The sequence below is a fragment of the Mesorhizobium sp. AR10 genome (genome assembly GCF_024746795.1).
Classification (GTDB): domain Bacteria; phylum Pseudomonadota; class Alphaproteobacteria; order Rhizobiales; family Rhizobiaceae; genus Mesorhizobium.
The window spans coordinates 4,630,474-4,649,136 of sequence record NZ_CP080524.1 but is presented as its reverse complement, the minus strand read 5'-3'; the positions used below and the strand labels follow the sequence as shown (position 1 = coordinate 4,649,136).

The window sequence follows — 18,663 nt, the reverse complement described above, 5'->3', positions numbered from 1 at the left end:
CGTCTCTCGGCGACGCGCGCCGCTGCACCGCCTTTACTTGCGCATCATCCTTTCCGAAAGGGCCGATCACGGCTTTCGAAGACAGGCACAACCGCTTGCTGATTAAAATTGTGGCAGCGCCTGCCGGCTGCCATGATTTTGCCGCAAGGCTGACATTTCACCTTTTATCTCAAACCGTTAGATGATCACGGCAGATTTCGAACCGTCGCCATGTTTTGTTCGCGAAATTGGAACGGACACGGTATTGGGGCATTGTTTTGCGACGCATCAACCGGTACGACTCTGAAAAATGATGCAGTGCACAATAAATAGTTTGGCGGAGTAAGCTGAAGTGTCCCTTCTGCAAATCTACTGGAGAGCGCTGGGTTATCTCGCCGCCGACAGAAAGCGCGTAGCGCTGATCTGCGGCGCGAATGTCGCCCTCGCAGCCATTGCCATCCTTGAGCCGATCATGTTCGGACGGGTGATCGATGCCATTTCGGACCGCGGCTCCGTCTTCCAGACGGTTGCTTTGTGGGCCGGCCTTGGCGCCTTCAACATCATCGCCTTCGTGCTGGTGGCGCGCGGCGCCGACCGTTTTGCCCATAAGCGGCGCAGCGAGGTTCTTTGCCAGTCGTTCGAGCGCGTGATCACCATGCCGCTCGCCTGGCACCATCAGCGCGGCACCTCCAACGCCCTGCATACGCTTTTGCGCGCGGTCGAGACCCTGTTCAGTCTGTGGCTCGAATTCATGCGGCAGCATCTGTCCACCGCCGTTGCCCTGGTCCTGCTGGTGCCAACGGCGATCAGCATGGACCTGCGCATGTCGCTGGTGCTGCTGGCGCTCGGCGCGCTCTATCTCGGCATAGGCCGGCTGGTGATGCGGCGGACCAAGGAAGGCCAGGCGGCCGTGGAGCGGCACTATCACCAGGTGTTCGCGCATGTGACCGACTCGGTCAGCAACGTCGCCGTGCTGCAGAGCTACAACCGCATCGGCCATGAGACCGACGCGTTGAAGCGCTATGTCAAGAACCTGCTCGATGCCCAGAATCCGGTGCTCGACTGGTGGGCGATCGCCAACGCGCTGCACCGCCTGTCGTCGACCATTTCGATGATGATTGTGCTGTTGATCGGTTCCTATCTGGTCATGCATGGCCAGTTGCGCATCGGCGACGTCATCGCCTTTACCGGCTTTGCCACGCTGCTGATCGCCCGCCTCGACCAGATGTCGGCCTTCGCCAACCAGATTTCCGAAGCCAGGGCCAAGCTCGAGGAGTTCTATCAGCTTGAGGACTCCGCGGCTGATGCTGCCGAGCCCGATGGCCTGCGAGATCTCACCAACGTCTCCGGCAACGTGCGGTTCGAGAATGTCGGCTTCGAATTCGCCAATTCGGGGCAGGGCGTCGATGACGTATCGTTCGAGGTCCAGGCCGGCCAGACGGTCGCCATTGTCGGCCCGACGGGCGCCGGCAAGACCACGCTCATCAACCTGCTGCAGCGCGTCTTTACGCCATCCAGCGGCCGCATCCTGATCGACGGCGTCGACACCCGCACCGTGACCCGCAAATCGCTGCGCCACTCGATCGCCACCGTGTTCCAGGATGCAGGCCTGCTCAACCGCTCGATCGAGGACAACATCCGCGTCGGCCGGGCCGAGGCGACCTATGACGAGGTGCATGCCGCCGCCAATGCCGCCGCCGCACAGGATTTCATCCTGTCGAAGAGCAACGGCTACGACACGGTCGTCGGCGAGCGTGGCGGTCAGCTTTCGGGCGGCGAGCGCCAGCGCATCGCCATCGCCCGCGCCGTGCTGAAGGATGCACCGATCCTGGTGCTCGACGAGGCGACCAGCGCGCTCGATGTCGAGACCGAGGACCGCGTCAAGGAGGCGATAGACGAATTGCGGCGCAGCCGCACCACCTTCATCATCGCCCACCGCCTGACCACCGTTCGCGACGCCGATCTGGTCGTGTTCATGGACAGGGGCAGGGTGATCGAGATGGGTGGTTTCGCCGAACTGTCGATCCGCAACGGCCGCTTTGCCAGCCTGCTGCGTGCCGGTGGCCTGCTCAACGACGAGGAGGTTCGCCGCCTCAGCCGCACCGTCCAGCAGCAGCAAGACGAGGCCGCCTGAGCGAACTGGCTTCGGGTTATACCCGGGCCGCATTCTACCTGACCTGCGACACAGGCACTCGATTGCCGCCAGGGCGCCGCCGGTCTATGTAGAGCCGCATGAGCGATACGAGTTCACGCTTCACCAGCTGGATGGATCTTGCCAACCCGACGCGCTTCGTCGGGCTGGCTGACAAGGTCGTGCCATGGCTGGCGGTCATCGCCACGCTCACTCTCGCCGCCGGGCTCTATATGAGCTTCACGGCGCCGGAAGACTTCCAGCAAGGCATCACCGTGCGCATCATGTACATCCATGTGCCTTTCGCCTGGCTCGCCATGATGTGCTACACGCTGATGGCTGTCTCGGCGCTGGGCACGCTGGTATGGCGTCACCCGCTGGCCGACGTCGCGCTCAAATCCGCGGCTCCCATCGGCGCCGTCTTCACCGCGCTGGCGCTGATCACCGGCTCGATCTGGGGCAAGCCGATGTGGGGCACCTGGTGGGTGTGGGACGCGCGGCTGACGTCGGTGTTCATCCTGTTCCTGATGTATCTCGGCATCATCGCGCTGACCCGGGCGCTCGACGATGCAGCGCGCGCCGCCTGGGCCGCCGCCATCATCACCCTGGTCGGCTTCATCAACATCCCGATCATCAAATTCTCGGTCGACTGGTGGAACACGCTGCATCAGCCGGCTTCGGTGTTCCGGCTCGGCGGGCCAACCATCGACCCCAGCCTGCTCTGGCCGTTGCTGGTGATGTCTGTCGGCTTCACCGTGCTGTTCTTCGCCCTGCATCTGATGGCAATGCGCACTGAGATCCGCCGCCGGCGGGTCATTTCCATGCGCCGCGTCGCGGCCAGACAGGCTAACTGACCCCGTCGAGTTCCGTCGCGCGCCCCCTCTGTCGCTCCGCGTATCGCTGTTCAGCCGGTGCGCCCGCGCGCTGCCACCGGCAGCGCTTCCAGCACCTGTTCGCCTGATATCAGATGCACCTGGTCGAACAGGTTGGTGACGACGCAGCAATGGTCGGGCACGATGCGCACGCGCTCGCCGATACGCAGCTTTGCATAGCCCGATAGCGTGACGTTGCCATGCTCCTCGCTGAGGCCGGTGACCCGCGCGCCCGCAACGCCGAGCAATTCGCCGAAATCGGCGAGCCCGAGCGTGTCGCTGGACAGGGCCTTGCTGCCGGCATCGAGGATGGCGCGCGTCGGCGTCGGGTGGCTGACCACCGTCGACAGCACCGTCAGCGCGCAATCGTCGAGGTTGCCGACGCCTTTGGCGACCTGGTAGCGGTCGAGATAGATGTAGGTGCCGGGGCGGTATTCGGTGACGACGGAATCCTCGCCGGAGCGCCACATATCCGGCGTGCCACCGCTGGAGATGCGTTCGCAGGCAAGACCGGACGTGGCGAGCGCCTGCTTGGCACCGGCAAGCCAGGCCTCGGCCTCGGCGGCGCGGCCGGCGGCCGGATAGGTCATCAGCCCACCGAATTTGAGCCCCTTGGCCTTGTCGATCTGCCTGGCCAGCGCCACAGCCTCGTCGGCCGACTGGACGCCGCAGCGGCCCATGCCGGTGTCGCATTCGACCAGCACCGGCAAGGGGTGGCCGGCATCGGTGAAGGTGGCGGCCAATCCTTCGAGCGTTTCCATGCTGTCTGATGTCACCGACAGCGTCACCCGGCGGTGCAGCGCCAGCAAACGTTCAAGCTTGGCTCTGCCAAGGATGTTGTAGGGCAGAAAAATATCGGCAAGGCCGGCATCGGCCATCACCTCTGCTTCGCCGATCTTCTGGCAGGTGATGCCGACGGCGCCGGCTGCGACCTGCTTCTTCGCCCAGTAAGGCAGCTTGTGGGTCTTGATGTGCGGCCTGAGGTTCAGCCCATGGCTGTCGGCATGGGCCTGCGCCCGCGCGATGTTGGCTTCGGCGCGGCCGGCATCGATGAGGATCGCCGGCGTATCGAGGTCGTCTATGCTGCGCATGGAATTTCACCCAGGGAATTTGCTGGACTTATGGCCCTGATCGGACCGGATGTCATGAGGCCAGCACGCAGTTTACGTCGACACCGGATCGGTGTTCGGTTATGCGCTGTGAGCACCGCCTGAAGAAGGGATCATGATCATGAAACGCTCCACCATCAACGACATCATCCGCGACGCCGACGCCTTCATCCGCTCGTTCGGCTACATCATGCCGCCCTTCGCCTACTGGTCACCGGAGGAGATGAAGGCGCGCAAGGCTGACTCTGCGGCCATTTTCACCTCGCGCCTCGGCTGGGACATCACCGATTACGGCCAGGAGAAGTTCGACGAGCTCGGCCTGTTCCTGTTCACCGTGCGCAACGGCGTCTACGCGGACATGAAGAAGGGCATGGGCATGCTCTATGCCGAGAAGATCATGATCTCGCGCAAGGACCAGCTGTCGCCGATGCACCGCCACAACATCAAGGCGGAGGACATCATCAACCGTGGTGGCGGCAAGCTGGTGCTCGAACTGTTCATGCACGATCGCGACGGCGGTATCGATCCGCGGGCCGAAGTGTCGGTGCCGGTCGACGGAACCATCCACAGACTGCCGGCGGGCGGGCTGCTGAAGCTCGATCCGGGCCAGAGCGTCACCCTGATGCCGGGCGTCTGGCATGCCTTCTGGGCCGAGGGCAAGGATGTGCTGATCGGCGAGGTTTCGACCGTCAATGACGATGTCACCGACAATGTCTTCCGCGAGCCGATCGGCCGCTTCTCAAACATCGACGAGGATGTCGCGCCGCTGCACCTTTTGGTGTCCGACTATGAGAAGTGGGTGGGGTAGCACATCTACCGCTGGTGCTTGTCGGCCTTGCGGGTGCCAAGCAGCAGCTTTCGTTCGAGATGCGCCCTGAGATCTCCGTAGTACGCGGTAAGGAACGCGCGGGCATCAAGGGGAGGCGACGCGCCGATCTTGCGCCCGATCGTCTCGGCCACCGCCCGCAGCGCGACATAGTCGTCGCGGCGCAGCACCTCCTCAAGCTTGTGCAGTTCGGCAATGCCGTAGGCATCGAGCTGGGCGTGGCTGAAATGAACGGCGCTGGCTACCGGATCCTGCCGCGCCGACAGATCTTCCATCAGCTTGCGCTTCGGCGCCTCGACCACCCATGTTCCCGCCAGCAGGTCGCCGATCCGCATGCGGTCCCGGTTGAAGAGCGGGAACAAGGCAAACAGCAGCGTCCATACCAGCCCAAAGATCGTCGTCAGCGTGTCGGCGATCCCCATTCCGCTGCGCCCGGCGAGCATCGACAGCGGCAGAAAGACCTCGATCTCGCGCATCAGATTGCGGGCGATGACCTGGTCGATCGACAGGCCGGCCCCGGTGCGCGATGCTACCCTGATGCCAACGATCCGCTTGCCGGGCGTCGCCGCGCGCCGGCCGGCTTCGAAGGCGATGAAATAGACGTTGCGCAGAAAAAAGATCAGGATGATCCAGACGACGAAGAGCGGCTGCGCTTGGTCGTAGCCGAGGCCGCCCAGCCCGAACAGCGCGACGATCGTTATCACGATCGCAGCCGTGCCGATGATCACCACATCGAGCAGGAAGGCGGAAGCCCGCGTCCCGGCGTCGGCCAGCTTTATCCTGAGATCGACGCCTTCGGGGGTGATCAGCGACCGTATTGTCTCGACGGCAGGGCGGCTAGCGGTTGCCATGTCGCACCGCCTGGAACAGGTAGAAATAGACGATCCACAGCGTCAGCATGCCGCCGCCAATGGCATAGCGCGCGATATCGCTGGTGATCGTCTGCCTGCCGATGCCTTCGAGCAGTCCGGCAAACAGCAGCATCACCGTGACGCCGACCATGGCGGTCGCCGCCACGCGTCCGGCATGGGCCGCCGCCGTCATGCGGGTCAATTCGCCGGGAAAGGCGATGCGTGTGCCGATGCGCATGCCGGCTGCACCCGCCAGCGCGATCGCGAACAGTTCGGTGGTGCCGTGAATTGCCAGCCATCCGCCAAGCCCGAAACCAAGGCCCTTGGCCAAGTATATCTGGAACATGGCGCCGATGATGCAGCCGTTCAGGAGCATCAGCAAAACAGTCGGCACGGCGAACGCAAAGCCGAGGGCGAAGGCCAGGATTGCGACCTGGACGTTGTGCGTGAACAGATAGGCGGCAAAGCCCGACAGAAAGCTGTCGCCGCCTTCATAGAGCACGCGTCGCAGCACTTCTGTCGGCGCGTCCGGGTTGCGGCCGCCGGCCAGGCTCGAGGGGATGATCGCGTCGAACCAGCCCTTGTCGGACGCCACCAGCCAGAAACCGGCGCCGATGCCGATCACCATCAGCGCAAGCGACACCAGCGTCTCGCGCCACAAATCGCGAATGGCAGCGGGCCAGTCATGCAGGAAGAAATCGGCGATGCGCTGCCTCAAGCTTCGGCGTGCCCCGTAGAGATAGAAATAGCCCCGCAGCGACAGGGATTCGAGATAGGCGACCAACGCATTGTCGAGCGATGTCGCTCTCGCCACCGACAGCGAGGACAAGGCCGATCGGTAGAGCAGCGGCAGCGACAGCAGCTCTTCTTCCGACAGTGTTCGCGGCGCGCGCTTCTCGACACGAGCGAGCAGCGCCTCGAATGCCTTCCAGTCGGCCTCGCGCTCCAGACGGAAGCTGGCCAGCGACTGGCGCACGACATTGCCGTTTGCCGGCGCGGTCACAACAGATCCTCGCGTTTGAGCTGCAGATAGCGTTCGACCAGCGCCGGCCCCAGCCGTTGGTGGTCGGCCTCGATCACATGCGCGCCGAGCAGCCGCAGCCGGCCGATGACGACCTGTCTTTCGCGCAGCAACCCGCCGGCGACGACGGCACGGGCGATGCTCTCGCCGGACCGGGGCGGCATGTCGGCCAAGGTCTCCAGCTCGATATCCTTCATCATCATGAACAGCACCAGATGACGCTCGGTGAGTCGCCCGACGGTGCGCAGCATCAATTCCGCGCTGATCGGATCGACGAAATCCGTGAAGATGATCACCAGCGAGCGTCGGTCCAGACGCGCCGCAAGCGTCGTCAGCGCCAGGGTGAAATTGGTCTCCTCGCTGGAATAGTCGATCTCCGCCGCCCGCTTCTGGATCATGGCAAAGCTGGCGGAGCCGCGCACCGCGCCGCTGGAGACGCGCGGCCGCGCATCGAAGCCGAACAGCGAGACCATGTCGCCCCCCTTCAGAGCGATGAACGCCGTCAGCAATGCGGCCGTCACCGCCCGGTCCACCTTCGGCATGCCGTCGACCGGCTCGCACATCAGCCGTCCGCTGTCGATGGCCAGCACGATGTTGTTGTTTTCCTCGGTGCGGAACTCGCGCGCCAGAAGCTTGCCGTGACGGGCGCTGCGCTTCCAGTCGATCATCCGCCGGCCCATGCCGGGTTGGTAATCCTTGAGCGCCTCGAACTCGCGGCCCTGGCCGGCCCGGCGCTGCGCATGGCCGTCCGGCAGCGCCTCGCGCTGCAGCAGCGTGATTGCCTCGTCGCGGGCGCTGCTGACATCGGGCAACACCGCAACCTTGCTGTCCATCGGCAGGATGACCTGGTTCCAGACCAGTCCGAACGGCCCGCGCCAGCGTACCCACAAGCGGTCGAAGCCGGCGATGCCGCGCCGCAGCGCCTGAAAGCGAAGGTCGAGCGATCCGCCACCGGCGGCCGGGGTCAAGGCTCCACCGGTGCCGCCCATCGGCGCCAGGCGCGCATCATGGCCGACGCGCGCCTCCACCGCGCGCTGCCGGCCGGAAAAACGGGCCGCGACATGGACGGTGAATTGACCGCCGACGCTGACCTGCGGCGGCGCGTGCAGGCTGGCGCTCAGCGATGCCCGCCCGCGTCCTGCCGCGGCGTCCACCGCCAGGAAGGCCAGCAGCGTGCAGATCCATAGCAATCCGAGATACCACAGCGACGGCAGTGCCAGTGCGACCAGGAAGGCCGGCACCGCGCCTGCCGCCGCCGTCCACACCGCTCGGCCGCTTGGATAGATCAACGGGGGGCTTCCGTCTGCTCGACCAGGTCGGAGACGATCTGTTCGACGAGGCGCCCGTCGATCTGCGCGGCCGGCGAAAGGATGACGCGATGGCGCAGCGCCGGCACCGCCAGCGCCTTGACGTCGTCGGGGATCACATAAGCGCGTCCGTCAAGCGCTGCCCGGGCGCGTGCCGCCCGTGCCAGCATGGCGCCCGCGCGGGGACTGGCACCAACCTCCAGATCGGGACTATCGCGCGTGGCGCGCACCAGCGTCGCGATATAGCCGACGACGTCTTCGACAAGGGTGACGGAGCCGACGGTTGCCAGCGCCGCTTCCAGTGTCTTCCGGTCCGCCTGCGCCTTGATGCCGTACTGCGCGATGTCGTGCGAGGCGGAGCCGCCACCATGATGGACGATGATGGCCCGTTCCTCGTGCGCGTCGGGGTAGCTGACCCTGTGCTTGAACAGGAAGCGGTCGAGCTGTGCCTCGGGCAGCGGATAGACACCTTGGTGCTCGATCGGATTCTGGGTGGCGACCACCATGAAGTTGCTGCCCAGCGCGTGCGTCGTGCCGTCGAAGGTCACCGCATGCTCCTGCATCGCCTCCAGAAGTGCTGCCTGTGTCTTGGGTGGCGTGCGGTTGATTTCGTCGGCAAGCAAAAGGTCGCAGAAGATCGGTCCGCGGGTCAGCGTGAACTGTCCGGTCTGGAAATTGTAGATGTTGGATCCGACGATATCGCCGGGCATCAGGTCCGGCGTGAACTGGATGCGCCCGTAGGCGACGCCCAGGGCCTGGGCGAAGCAGCGCGCGGTCATCGTCTTGGCGGTGCCCGGAGGACCTTCCAGCAGGATATGCCCGCCTGCGAACAACGCCGTCAGCATCAGGTCCACCGTGTCGTGTTGCCCGGTGATCGCCTTGGCCACTTCTTCCCTGATCCGTGTCGCCAGGGCCTTCACATCATCGACGTTCACCGAGCCTCCTTGCCGTCCAAGCGTGCAGCCGCTCGGCCGCCTCGCGCATTTGTGTCAGGTTTTTCGCGACGGCGGCCGCTTGCGACCTGGCAGTGAATCCGTCGGTTTCGTCCTTATCGCGGGAATCGAGCCAGCGGTCGAGCGCTTCCCCCTGCAGCCCGTGCGGCGCGCCCAGCAATGCGCCGGCGCGCACCCGCATCAGGGCCGCGTAGCGGTCTCCCAGTTCCCCCAGCCGCCCGGCGCGCCGCAGCAGCATCGCCGTCGTATCGACCAGCGCGCGCTTGCCGAAGGCGATGGCGCGCAAATCGGCACGCGGCGGGCCGAAACGGCCGAGACCATGCAGGAAAGCCAGCGCCGCCGCCGCCAGGATCGAAAGGGTCAGCGCCAGAAAAGGCGGCTCGACCAGAAGCTTGGCGAGGTCATATTTGCGCCCGGCGCCATGCAGCGTCAGATCGAACATGACCGGGCCCTCCTGCAGCGAGGCAATCAGGTCGAGCACAGCTGTCGCCTTGGCGGGATCCTTGAGCCCGGCATTGTTGATCAGATCGGGGTCTGTCAGGATGTAGAACGGCTTGTCCGGAATTTCGGTGACAACGGCCTTGCCATTGCCTGCAGCTACGATCGGGTGATCGTCGGCAACCCACTGCAATTCGTCGGGCGCGGCAACCATATTGCCTTCGATGTCGAGTTGCTGCACCGTGCTTTTGCCGATGCCGAGCTTCGCCTTGGCGATCCGGCCAAGCCAGTCGTTGACCACCGAATCGGGCAGCCGCTCGATCTTCATCTCCCATCCCTCGTGCTCCTGCAGCGGCAAGGTCTGCCATTTGGGCAGCACGAAGAGTGTGGGCAGGTCTTCCCGAAGTTCGAGGATATGGTCGAGCGCTTCCGGGTCGCTCTCGGGCGAAATGGTGACGATCAGCAACGCATAGTGGGCCATGTCGCTTTCGCTGCGTGCCATGGACGGCGAATTGCCGGTCAACCGTAGCCATTTCACCAGCCCTGCATAACCAGTGCCGCCGCTGGATAGCGGCGTCGCGCCGCCATTGCTGGGTTGTCGGAAGTCGGGGGCATAGGTGGACAGCAGGAAGAAACCTGCCGCCGCAAACAGGCTGGCGAAAACACCCCAGAACAACGTTCTTCGATTGAACGGTTCCTGCTCTGCTGTCTCGACCGTCGCAGCGCTCACGTCCAGGCATCCTGGAAAACGAACTGCTCATAGGCGCCGCGTGCTTCGCGCCAGCCTTCGGCGCCGACCGGCCGGCGCGCGAACAGCGCGGCCTCGACGATGCGCGCGATCTGGGTGAACGCATGGCGCGCCCGCGCCGGAATGGAGGGCGCGGCGGCGATGTCGCGCGCCGTCAGCGATGGACGCAGAAAGTCGGGCAGCCGGCCGGCAATGTCGGCGACGCTGCGACGAAGCAACAGGTGCACAGCCTCGTCATACTGGCCCCGTGCCGCCAGCGCATCGGCTTCCGACAACAGGATCTGCGCGGCGCCGGCGTCGGGACGCCATGTCTCTTCCGCCACGGCTGCGCTCTTTGCGCGCTGCCAGGGCAGCCGCCAGGCGATACCTTTCATCTCGAGGAAGATCAGCAGCAGGATGATCGCTGCCCCCGTGATCACCGCCCCCCAGAACAGGTAGATCATGTAGGGACCGAGCCACGACAGCATGTCGAGCAGCGGCTTCAGCCAATCGGGTGGCGTGGGCGGCACATAGGCCGGGAGATCGAACTGGATCGAATCATCGGCGAGCAGTTGCTTGTGCATCCTGGCCAGCCACTCGGCTCCCGCAGCGTCTGGCTGTGCAGCTGTCACCCACTCCCCCTGCAACCTGCGGTTCGACATCGACACTGGCAATACAGCAAGAAAATTGCAAGTGGACTGGACGGCAGACATCAACGTTGGCAGATTTACTATCGGGATTCTAGCGGGCATGCCGCGATGAGCACGGGGGACGCATCATGACTTCAACAACGCTGGAACGGTCTGAGAAATTCCAGATTGGCAGGGTGTTCAACAACAGCTTCGCGGTCATCAGCCGCAATATTGGTCTGTGCCTGGGGTTGGCGCTGCTGTTTTCAGGCCTACCTGCGTTTGTTCTTCAGCTTTGGAATCAGGCACACATGGAGAGCATACTCGCCGACCCGAATGCCATCGCCCTTGCCGATTCCAACACCGTGTTTCGCGATTCTTTGATCTCGTTTGCAGTCGCGATCATATATTTTGTCCTGTCGCTATTGCTGCAGTCGGCCCTTGTCAGGGCAACGATCGAAGACCTCAACGGCAAACGACCGGCCATTGGCGACTGCCTTCGGATAGCGCTCCGCTGTTTGCTGCCAACCCTGGGGATCGGCTTGCTCGTCGCCTTGGGCTCGGGCCTGGCTGCAATAGCGCTGCTGGTCCCGGGTATCATCTTGTGGCTCGGCTGGTCGGTGGCTGTGCCGGTTCTGGTGCAGGAGCGGCGCGGCGTGTTCGGCTCCATGTCGCGCAGCCGTGTCCTGACCAAGGGAAGCCGCTGGGCGCTGTTCGGTCTTTTCCTGATCCTGATCGTCCTCGCCTCGGTCATCCAGTGGGCGATGGCGGTGGCCGTTCTCCTGTTTGGCGGAATTGTCGCTGCTGTCGTGGCCGGCCTTGTGTCAGCGGTATCGTCGACAGTGCTGTCGATTGCAACGGCGGTCAGCTACGTCGAACTCCGTCAGGTCAAGGAAGGCACGAGCGTCGACGAACTGGCGGAGATCTTTTCGTAGGAAAGCTCGCGCCACGGCGCGGCATCGAGACCGGCCTGAACATCGTGCCGCTCTCGACGCAACCCTTAGTGACAGCAGCTTTGCGCCGATTGCACGCTCGTCCGACACAAGCAGGACGAGGTGATCGGCACGTCCGTCCTGGCCAGCGCCGTGGCGAGCCTGGCCTGCAGCGCGGGCAACTCGTCGACCTCGCTGCGGCGTTTCAGACACTCCACCAGACCGTGCAGCGCCCAGACGTTGTTCGGATGCTGGGCGCAGCGTTGCACCTTGCCGCTCAGGCCCAGATCGTCGCGATAGACCTGCTCGGCTTCTTGCGCGTGGCCCTGATCGAGCAGCAGCGCAGCCAGCGCATGCCGCGGCGGGTGCATCCAGGCCCACGGCTCGGTGTAGGAGAGATTGTCGTCAAGCTCGACCGCCTGTCGCAGATGGTCGTAGGCCTCGTCGTGCCGGCCCTGGTGATAGGCGAGCTCACCGTCGAGCAGGGCAGCACCGACGGCGAGCGAGGACCGGGTCGGGTTGCTGAGGAAGCGCCGTTCGGGCGGGATGCGGCTCATATGCTGATGGAAACGATCGCGCTCGCGTTCGGCCGCCGCAAACTCACGCAGTGTGGCATGCGCGACCCCCTTGGCGTAGTGCTGCATGGCCGTCGTCAGCACATAGAGTTCGGGCTCGCCCACCATCGGTTCGTCGATGATCTCTTGCCAGCGGCCGAAGCGCACCAGCACATGCGATTTCATTGCGTGATAGCCTTCCACCGTCTGGGTGAGTTTCGGCCGGTCGGGGATGCTGACGATACTGCGCGTCACCAGGCTGCGCACCTTGTCGGCCGCCCACAGCGCCGGCCGGTACTGGCCGAGTAGCATGCAGGTAAACATCATGAGATGCAGGTCGTGGCAGCAGCCGAGCAGGTAGTAGGTCGTCTCGTCGGAATAGGCGAGATAGAGGTCGTTGGCGCGCACGGCCTTTTCGCTGGCCAGCTTCGCCTTCTCGTATTCGCCGCACAGCACGTAGATGTGCCCCGGCATATGGTTCATGTGGCCGGCATCCGGGCACATGGCGCCGAGCAGATCGGCCGAGCGCATGCCGCGTTCGGGCTGGGTGGACATCTCGAGGAGATGGATGTGCAAATGCACGATCGCCGGATGCTGTGCGATGCCAGCCTCGTCGGCGAGCCGGATTGACCGCTCGCAGACCTCCAGCGCCTCGAGCACGTCCGAATTTGGTGCGGGCTTGCCGGTCTTGAGGTCCCAAAGGCGCCGTACGGTGCGCATCATCAGCGCTTCGACAAACAGCGCCATCACGTCATGATCGTCGGGAAAGCTTTCGTAGACGCGCCGCATCTCGGCGGCATAGGCGTCGTCCCATGTCTCGAACTCGGACGGCGTCACGCCATGCGGCTCCTGGAAGCGGCGGGCCAGAGCCTCGATCAGCCGTCGTTCCACCGCGCTGGCGCGACCGGCGTTCGAGAGTGCGAGCTGGACACGTTCGAAGCAGCGCCTGGCCGCCCGGTTCGCCTCGTCCTTGCCGTGTTCCTTCCAGGTCAGATTGTAGAAAGGGCCAGCGGCATAGGCGATGCCCCAATGCACGAAGGCGCAGTCAGGGTCTGTCTCCAGCGCCTTCTCGAAACACTTGATGCCTTCCTCATGATTGAAGCCGTAGCACCAGTTGAGGCCGATATCGAACCAGCGCTGGGCCTCCGCCGAGCGTGTGGAAATGGGACGCTGGTAGGTGCCGAGGTTAAAGCGATCCATTTCTTCTCACGCAAGTCTTGGCCAGCTGGCGAGCCGAACCGGATTGACAGGCCCAATCGGAGCCTCGAAGTGTGTATAACAATCAGCCGGCGAGGCGACGTTAACGACAGCACCGCAGAATCGTGCTAGAAAGCCTGTCAAATGTTCTCTATATGTTCTCATTCGTTCTGACCTAGGGCACCTAAGCGAATGATCACTTTTCTTGAAAGCAGTGTGTTTGAATCTCCCGCACAGACGCTGGTCAACACCGTTAATACGGTGGGCGTCATGGGTAAAGGAATCGCGAAGGAGTTCAAAAGCAGATACCCGCGAATGTTCCGAGAGTATCGCGACCTGTGCGAATCGCGAACATTTCAGGTCGGTAACCTCCATCTCTGGCGTTCCGACACGCGATGGGTATTGAATTTTCCGACTAAAACCACGTGGAAATTGCCTTCGAAGCGGTCTGCAAAAATTCGTCGGCACCTATAAGGATCTAGGGATCACCTCGGTTTCATTTCCACCCCTCGGATGCGGAAATGGTAACTTAAATTGGGAAGACGTTCGTCCTGTGATGGAGCACCATCTGGCTCGAGTGAGTATCCCTGTGTACATCCATGACATACAAGTTGCCTCAGATTTCGTAGCGGAGCATAAGGAGCCAGCAAGGGTTCCTGAGGACTTTGCGGCGTTCTCTGACGATCTTAGGAAGCTGGCCAAGGGCCACATCAAGCCTCATGGGTCAGATTGCGGGAGCGGATTCTCTCAATAGATGGTTTCTCGGATCCTTCCGTTTTTGGCAGACTCTGCTGCGGGCGGTGCCGCTTCCGTGTTAAGGCCTTATTCACTATGAGCGTTTGGAAAAAGCAAATAGCCTACATCGTGCTGATAGGACTGATAGGCTATACGATTGGTATCTCGGTATTAGCTATGACAACCGGGGAAATTCGTGATAGATTTAGCTTCGTTAAGTACTCAGAATCTCCACTTGGATTTATTTTTTCTCTAGCCGGAACAGTTATATTCTCCCTAGTTTTAATTTTTATTCTTTATCTATTATATAATCACGAGCGCTATATAATTTCTATTTCAAATCGCATCTGGAAGAACTATAAGAAATTGACTGGGACTCGGCCGTGGCGATAATTTCTTGGTGGCTAGCTTGGTAGACGTCATTGATTGGGATGGCGATTGCCGTCGAGTTATCACAATCGCGCGGTTCGTTCGGGCTTGGCAAGTGGGGAGTGGGCGGACATGACACCAGAAGAACAAGCAGAATCAGCTCAGCTGTCGAATCTTCCGGGACGAAACGCTGCCAACAGCGGATTGGGCGTACCGCTGACGATCTCTTCGGCCAGCAATTCTCCTGCGACAAGGCCGAGCGTCGCTCCACTATGGCTGAAGATGATGTGATAGCCCGGGATGCCGGTCAATTGGCCGATCACCGGCTCGCCATCCGCTGGAATGGGTTTTGGTCCCGTGTGATAGCTCTCCAGGACGAGCGTCGGGTTTCCATCGAGGACCTTTGAGGCTTCATCGAGTAATCCTGCAATTGTCGATGGCTTTGCCTCGTAGGCACCATCGTCGCGCACGATGACTTCATCTTCGGACCAGCCGGAGTCGAGCGCGAAGGCACCGTTTGGCGTCGGTCGGATGGCGATACGCGGCGTGTTGAGCACGGCGCGAAGCGGGTGCTGGAGCGGCTTGGTGACAACGAGCAGCGCACGTGTCGTGCCATCACCTATGCGCTTGCCCACTTTCGCCGCCATGCCCGGCACTGCCGAGCCCGTCGCAACCACAACGGCATCGGCATTGACGACCTGGCCGCTGGCGGTCTTCACGCCGCTGGCGCGGCCGTTTGCAAGAACGACATCGGCACGGCCGGCATCGGTGATGACACGGCCACCGCGCGCGAGAAATTCCGTCTGGAGCAGATCGATGAGCGATGGCAGATCGACCCACCCTTCGCCGGGATTGAAGATTGCGCCTTGGGGCGAAACGGCTCTCGCGTCGACGCCCGGCGTGATGGCGGCGATATCGTCGGGCGCGAGCAGCCGCGTCTCATAGCCGATCGCCTGTTCATGGCGGAACATCTGCGGGATCTGGTTGGAAGCATTGTCGGCATCCCAGGTGAGGCCGCCATCGAAGCGCAGCCAGGCACCGCTGTCGTGCCCGGCCGCGAGCGTCCTATAGCGGTCAAGGCCCTGCATGCGGAGCCTGTGATACGCGGCCGAACGCTTTCGCGCGGAATTGAGCCAGGCAAGCGAGCGCGACGATGCGCCATTGGCGACCGGCCCGTCATTGATGACTGTCGTCTCCACGCCGAGGCGGGCGAGATGGACGGCAGAGGAGATGCCGAAGATACCACCGCCGACGACGACGACCTTGAGGGCGGAATTATGGGTCATGAATGCAGCTTTCAGTGATCAGATGATTGGTTTTTCGGGCTCTGCCGGCTCAAGCGCGGCGGCATCGTTCATAGGACTTCGGCGAGGAATTGCTTGAGCCGCGGGCTCTGAGGTCTGTCGAATATCTCCGCCGGCGGGCCGACCTCGACGATGCGGCCCTCATCCATGAAGGCGACCTGATCTGCGACCCTGCGGGCAAACCCCATCTCATGGGTGACGACGATCATCGTCATGCCGCGCCGGCCGAGATCGGCCATGAGGTTGAGAACGCCCTTGACGAGTTCTGGATCGAGCGCGCTCGTCACCTCATCGAAGAGGATGACCTCGGGGTCCATCGCCAGCGCGCGTGCAATCGCCACGCGCTGCTGCTGGCCGCCCGAAAGACGGCTCGGCCGGTAGTCCTTTCGTGCGGCGAGTCCCACTTCGGCAAGGCGCGCTTCCGCTTGGCGCCTGGCCTGGCTTTTCGCCATGCCCTTGATCTCGGTGAGGGCGAGCATGACGTTCTCGAGCGCCGTATGGTTCGGGAACAAATTGAAATGCTGAAAGACCATGCCGACGCGCCGGCGCAGCGTCTCCGGTCTCATCGCCAGGGTGCTTTCGCCGTCGAGCAGCACGTCGCCGGCCTTCGGCTCGACCAGCCGGTTGAGGCAGCGCAGCAGCGTCGACTTGCCGGAGCCAGACGGTCCGATGACGCAGGTGACCGTCCCCGGCTCGACCTTGAGCCTGATCTGCTTGAGGACCTGCAGATCGCCATAGGCCATGTCGAGATCGCGGACGTCCAGGCTGCCGGCCTTGAAAGCCGGCGCTGCGGCGGTCCCGTCGGACGTCGCAGTGGCTTCGCCCGTCGTGTTCTCCAGTTCGCCGACCTCGACGAGGCCGCTGACGACGCCGCCAGATTTCTGTTTGCCGAGCCGCAAGCCATTGTCGATGTGGTTGACCACATGGGTCAGCGGCACCGTGATGATCAGGTAGAACATGCCGGCCAAGAGCAGCGGCGACAGATTGCCGGTGACAACCGCCTGGTCCTGTCCAATGCGGAAAATCTCGCGTTCGGAGGCAAGCAGGCCAAGAAAGTAGACGAGGCTGGAATCCTTGACGTTGCCGATGAACTGATTGACCAGGGCGGGAAGCACGCGGCGCACGCCTTGCGGGATCACGATCAGGCGCATGCCCTGGCCATAGCTCATGCTGAGCGCCCGGCACGCTTCCATCTGACCGGTTTCGATACTCTGGATGCCAGAGCGAAAGATCTCGCCAATATAGGCGCTGGCGATGAGGCTGAGGGCGAGGATGCCGAGCGGGTAGGGGGAGGGACCAAAGATGTCCCGGCCGATGCGCGCAAATCCCTGGCCGATCAGCAGGATGGTAAGAATGGCCGGCAGCCCGCGGAAGATGTCGGTGTAGATCCGCGCCGGGATCCGCAGCCAGGCGGAGCGCGAGATGCCCATCACCGCAAGGATCATGCCGAAGAAGATGCCGAGCACGGTCGAGGCAGCCGCGAGGATCAGGGTATTCTTCAAGCCGACCGTAAGCAGCGCGGGCAGGACCGATGCCATCGCGTCCCAGTCGAAAAAGCTGCGTTGAAGGTTCTCAAGCCAATTCATTTGCCAACCTTGTCCGGCGCGACGGCGGAACCGCCCGCGCGGTTCTCTTCATCTGCCAATGCATATTGCCAAAGAGGCCGCCGGCACGAATGCCGGCGGCCTAGTGCAGGTCAGTTCTGCTTGGGAAGATACTGCTCCGGCATCGGCGATCCGGGGAACCACTTCTGGTAGAGGTCCCTCCAGGTGCCGTCTTGCATCGCCTCGTGAATGCCCTTGTCGAGCGCTTCACGGAATGCGTCGTTGCCCTTGCGAATGACGAAGCCGGCCGGTGCGTCGAAGGAGGGGATGTTTATCGCGATCTTCAACGCCGGATAGCGCTCGCCATATTGCTTCGCCGCCTCGTAGTCGAGGAAGTGCGCGTCGACCGTGCCATTGTTGAGCGCGGCGATCGCGGAGTTGTTGTCCGGGAATTTCACAAGGTCGGTGTTCTTGAAGCTTTTCGCGGCATAGATTTCCTGCAACGTGCCCTGGACGACCCCGAGGCGTTTGCCGTCCAGCCCTTCGGCGCTGGTGATCTTGGCGTCAGCCGTCAGCACCGACAGATATCCGGCCAGGTAGCCGTCGGAGAAATCGACGTTCTTCTTTCGCTCGGCAGTCGTTCCGATGGCGGCGACCGCGACGTCGAAACGTTCATTGGCGACCGATGGCATGAGTGCCGAGAATTCCTGGCCGGTGAAGGTCACTTGATCGGCCTTGAATCCCATCCGGCTCACAACGTTGAGAAAGAACTCGATGTCGAAGCCGGTGAATTTCCCGTCCGTCGTCGCGAAGGCATACGGCTTGGCGTCGCCCATCGTGCCGACGCTGATGGTCTTGGCAGCGATCAGATTGTAGGGGTTGTCGCCGGCGGCCCATGCCTTGGGCAGGGACAGGGTAGCCAGCGCGACGGCGAGAATGATCGAGCTGATGCGCTGCCGCGGGCTCGAGGTGAAAAGGCCACTGATGCTCATTGTTGTTCTCCACTCTGAAGATCGGTCCGCGGGGGCTTTCACAACGGACACGCGCCAATTTTCGAAACGGCTTTCGGTACGGCGCTTACTAGCGCTCTTTTCTGTATGAGACCGGTCTCAAACTCGATTGAGACCGGTCTCTTGACATTTGTAGCCACAGGAATGACCATCCGTCAACGAATTCGGGAGCGAT

General features: G+C 62.8%; 15 protein-coding genes and 1 pseudogene. 5 read left to right on the top strand and 11 right to left on the bottom strand.

The features are described 5' to 3' along the window. The first annotated feature begins 331 nt into the window (after positions 1-331). Positions 332-2,113, top strand: a complete 1,782-nt coding sequence (locus LHFGNBLO_RS26180; protein ID WP_258602180.1) for a glucan ABC transporter ATP-binding protein/ permease — start codon at positions 332-334, stop codon at positions 2,111-2,113. A gap of 98 nt (positions 2,114-2,211) precedes the next feature. Then, the gene (locus tag LHFGNBLO_RS26175; protein WP_258602179.1) at positions 2,212-2,964 is read left to right on the top strand and encodes a heme ABC transporter permease; all 753 of its coding nucleotides are present in this window, start codon (positions 2,212-2,214) and stop codon (positions 2,962-2,964) included. A 50-nt stretch (positions 2,965-3,014) separates the two neighbouring features. Here LHFGNBLO_RS26175 and LHFGNBLO_RS26170 read toward each other — a convergent pair whose 3' ends face one another. Next, entirely contained in the window at positions 3,015-4,073 is a 1,059-nt protein-coding gene (locus tag LHFGNBLO_RS26170; RefSeq protein WP_258602178.1) for a D-TA family PLP-dependent enzyme, read from the bottom strand. Positions 4,074-4,212: 139 nt separating this feature from the next. Between LHFGNBLO_RS26170 and LHFGNBLO_RS26165 the strand changes: the two genes are divergently transcribed. Further along, positions 4,213-4,899 carry a D-lyxose/D-mannose family sugar isomerase gene (locus tag LHFGNBLO_RS26165; RefSeq protein WP_258602177.1) on the top strand — a complete coding sequence of 229 codons (687 nt, stop codon included), beginning with the start codon at positions 4,213-4,215 and terminating at the stop codon, positions 4,897-4,899. Positions 4,900-4,904: 5 nt separating this feature from the next. Here LHFGNBLO_RS26165 and LHFGNBLO_RS26160 read toward each other — a convergent pair whose 3' ends face one another. Genes LHFGNBLO_RS26160 through LHFGNBLO_RS26135 form a run of 6 tightly spaced genes read right to left on the bottom strand, consistent with a single transcriptional unit; the run spans position 4,905 to position 10,846 of the window. Then, complete coding sequence (locus tag LHFGNBLO_RS26160; protein WP_258602176.1) at positions 4,905-5,768, bottom strand: RDD family protein; 864 nt, start codon at positions 5,766-5,768, stop codon at positions 4,905-4,907. Continuing rightward, complete coding sequence (locus LHFGNBLO_RS26155) at positions 5,755-6,771, bottom strand: stage II sporulation protein M (RefSeq protein ID WP_258602175.1); 1,017 nt, start codon at positions 6,769-6,771, stop codon at positions 5,755-5,757. Before LHFGNBLO_RS26155 ends, LHFGNBLO_RS26160 begins: the two co-directional genes overlap by 14 nt. Further along, the gene (locus LHFGNBLO_RS26150) at positions 6,768-8,078 is read right to left on the bottom strand and encodes a DUF58 domain-containing protein (RefSeq protein WP_258602174.1); all 1,311 of its coding nucleotides are present in this window, start codon (positions 8,076-8,078) and stop codon (positions 6,768-6,770) included. Before LHFGNBLO_RS26150 ends, LHFGNBLO_RS26155 begins: the two co-directional genes overlap by 4 nt. Then, positions 8,075-9,031: an AAA family ATPase gene (locus tag LHFGNBLO_RS26145; protein WP_258602173.1), complete on the bottom strand. Its 957-nt coding sequence runs from the start codon at positions 9,029-9,031 to the stop codon at positions 8,075-8,077. Before LHFGNBLO_RS26145 ends, LHFGNBLO_RS26150 begins: the two co-directional genes overlap by 4 nt. Then, positions 9,018-10,217, bottom strand: a complete 1,200-nt coding sequence (locus tag LHFGNBLO_RS26140) for a DUF4350 domain-containing protein (RefSeq protein ID WP_258602172.1) — start codon at positions 10,215-10,217, stop codon at positions 9,018-9,020. The genes LHFGNBLO_RS26145 and LHFGNBLO_RS26140 overlap by 14 nt, the downstream gene beginning before the upstream one ends. After that, positions 10,214-10,846 (bottom strand): hypothetical protein, encoded by a 633-nt coding sequence (locus tag LHFGNBLO_RS26135; protein WP_258602171.1) that lies wholly within the window; start codon positions 10,844-10,846, stop codon positions 10,214-10,216. The genes LHFGNBLO_RS26140 and LHFGNBLO_RS26135 overlap by 4 nt, the downstream gene beginning before the upstream one ends. Positions 10,847-10,992: 146 nt before the next feature. Between LHFGNBLO_RS26135 and LHFGNBLO_RS26130 the strand changes: the two genes are divergently transcribed. Next, positions 10,993-11,778, top strand: coding sequence for a hypothetical protein (locus tag LHFGNBLO_RS26130; RefSeq protein ID WP_258602170.1), 786 nt, complete (start codon positions 10,993-10,995; stop codon positions 11,776-11,778). Positions 11,779-11,843: 65 nt separating this feature from the next. On the opposite strand, the gene LHFGNBLO_RS26125 is transcribed toward LHFGNBLO_RS26130, so the two are convergent. Then, the gene (locus tag LHFGNBLO_RS26125; RefSeq protein WP_258602169.1) at positions 11,844-13,529 is read right to left on the bottom strand and encodes a tetratricopeptide repeat protein; all 1,686 of its coding nucleotides are present in this window, start codon (positions 13,527-13,529) and stop codon (positions 11,844-11,846) included. A gap of 189 nt (positions 13,530-13,718) precedes the next feature. Here LHFGNBLO_RS26125 and LHFGNBLO_RS33720 point away from each other — a divergent pair. Further along, positions 13,719-14,280 (top strand): annotated as a pseudogene (locus LHFGNBLO_RS33720) (macro domain-containing protein). A 511-nt stretch (positions 14,281-14,791) separates the two neighbouring features. Here LHFGNBLO_RS33720 and LHFGNBLO_RS26120 read toward each other — a convergent pair. From LHFGNBLO_RS26120 to LHFGNBLO_RS26105, 3 genes are all read right to left on the bottom strand, one after another. Continuing rightward, entirely contained in the window at positions 14,792-15,916 is a 1,125-nt protein-coding gene (locus LHFGNBLO_RS26120) for an NAD(P)/FAD-dependent oxidoreductase (RefSeq protein ID WP_258602168.1), read from the bottom strand. Positions 15,917-15,984: 68 nt separating this feature from the next. Next, positions 15,985-17,520, bottom strand: coding sequence for an amino acid ABC transporter permease/ATP-binding protein (locus tag LHFGNBLO_RS33495; protein WP_319944181.1), 1,536 nt, complete (start codon positions 17,518-17,520; stop codon positions 15,985-15,987). A gap of 110 nt (positions 17,521-17,630) precedes the next feature. Continuing rightward, complete coding sequence (locus LHFGNBLO_RS26105) at positions 17,631-18,470, bottom strand: ABC transporter substrate-binding protein (RefSeq protein WP_258602167.1); 840 nt, start codon at positions 18,468-18,470, stop codon at positions 17,631-17,633. Positions 18,471-18,663: the final 193 nt, after the last annotated feature.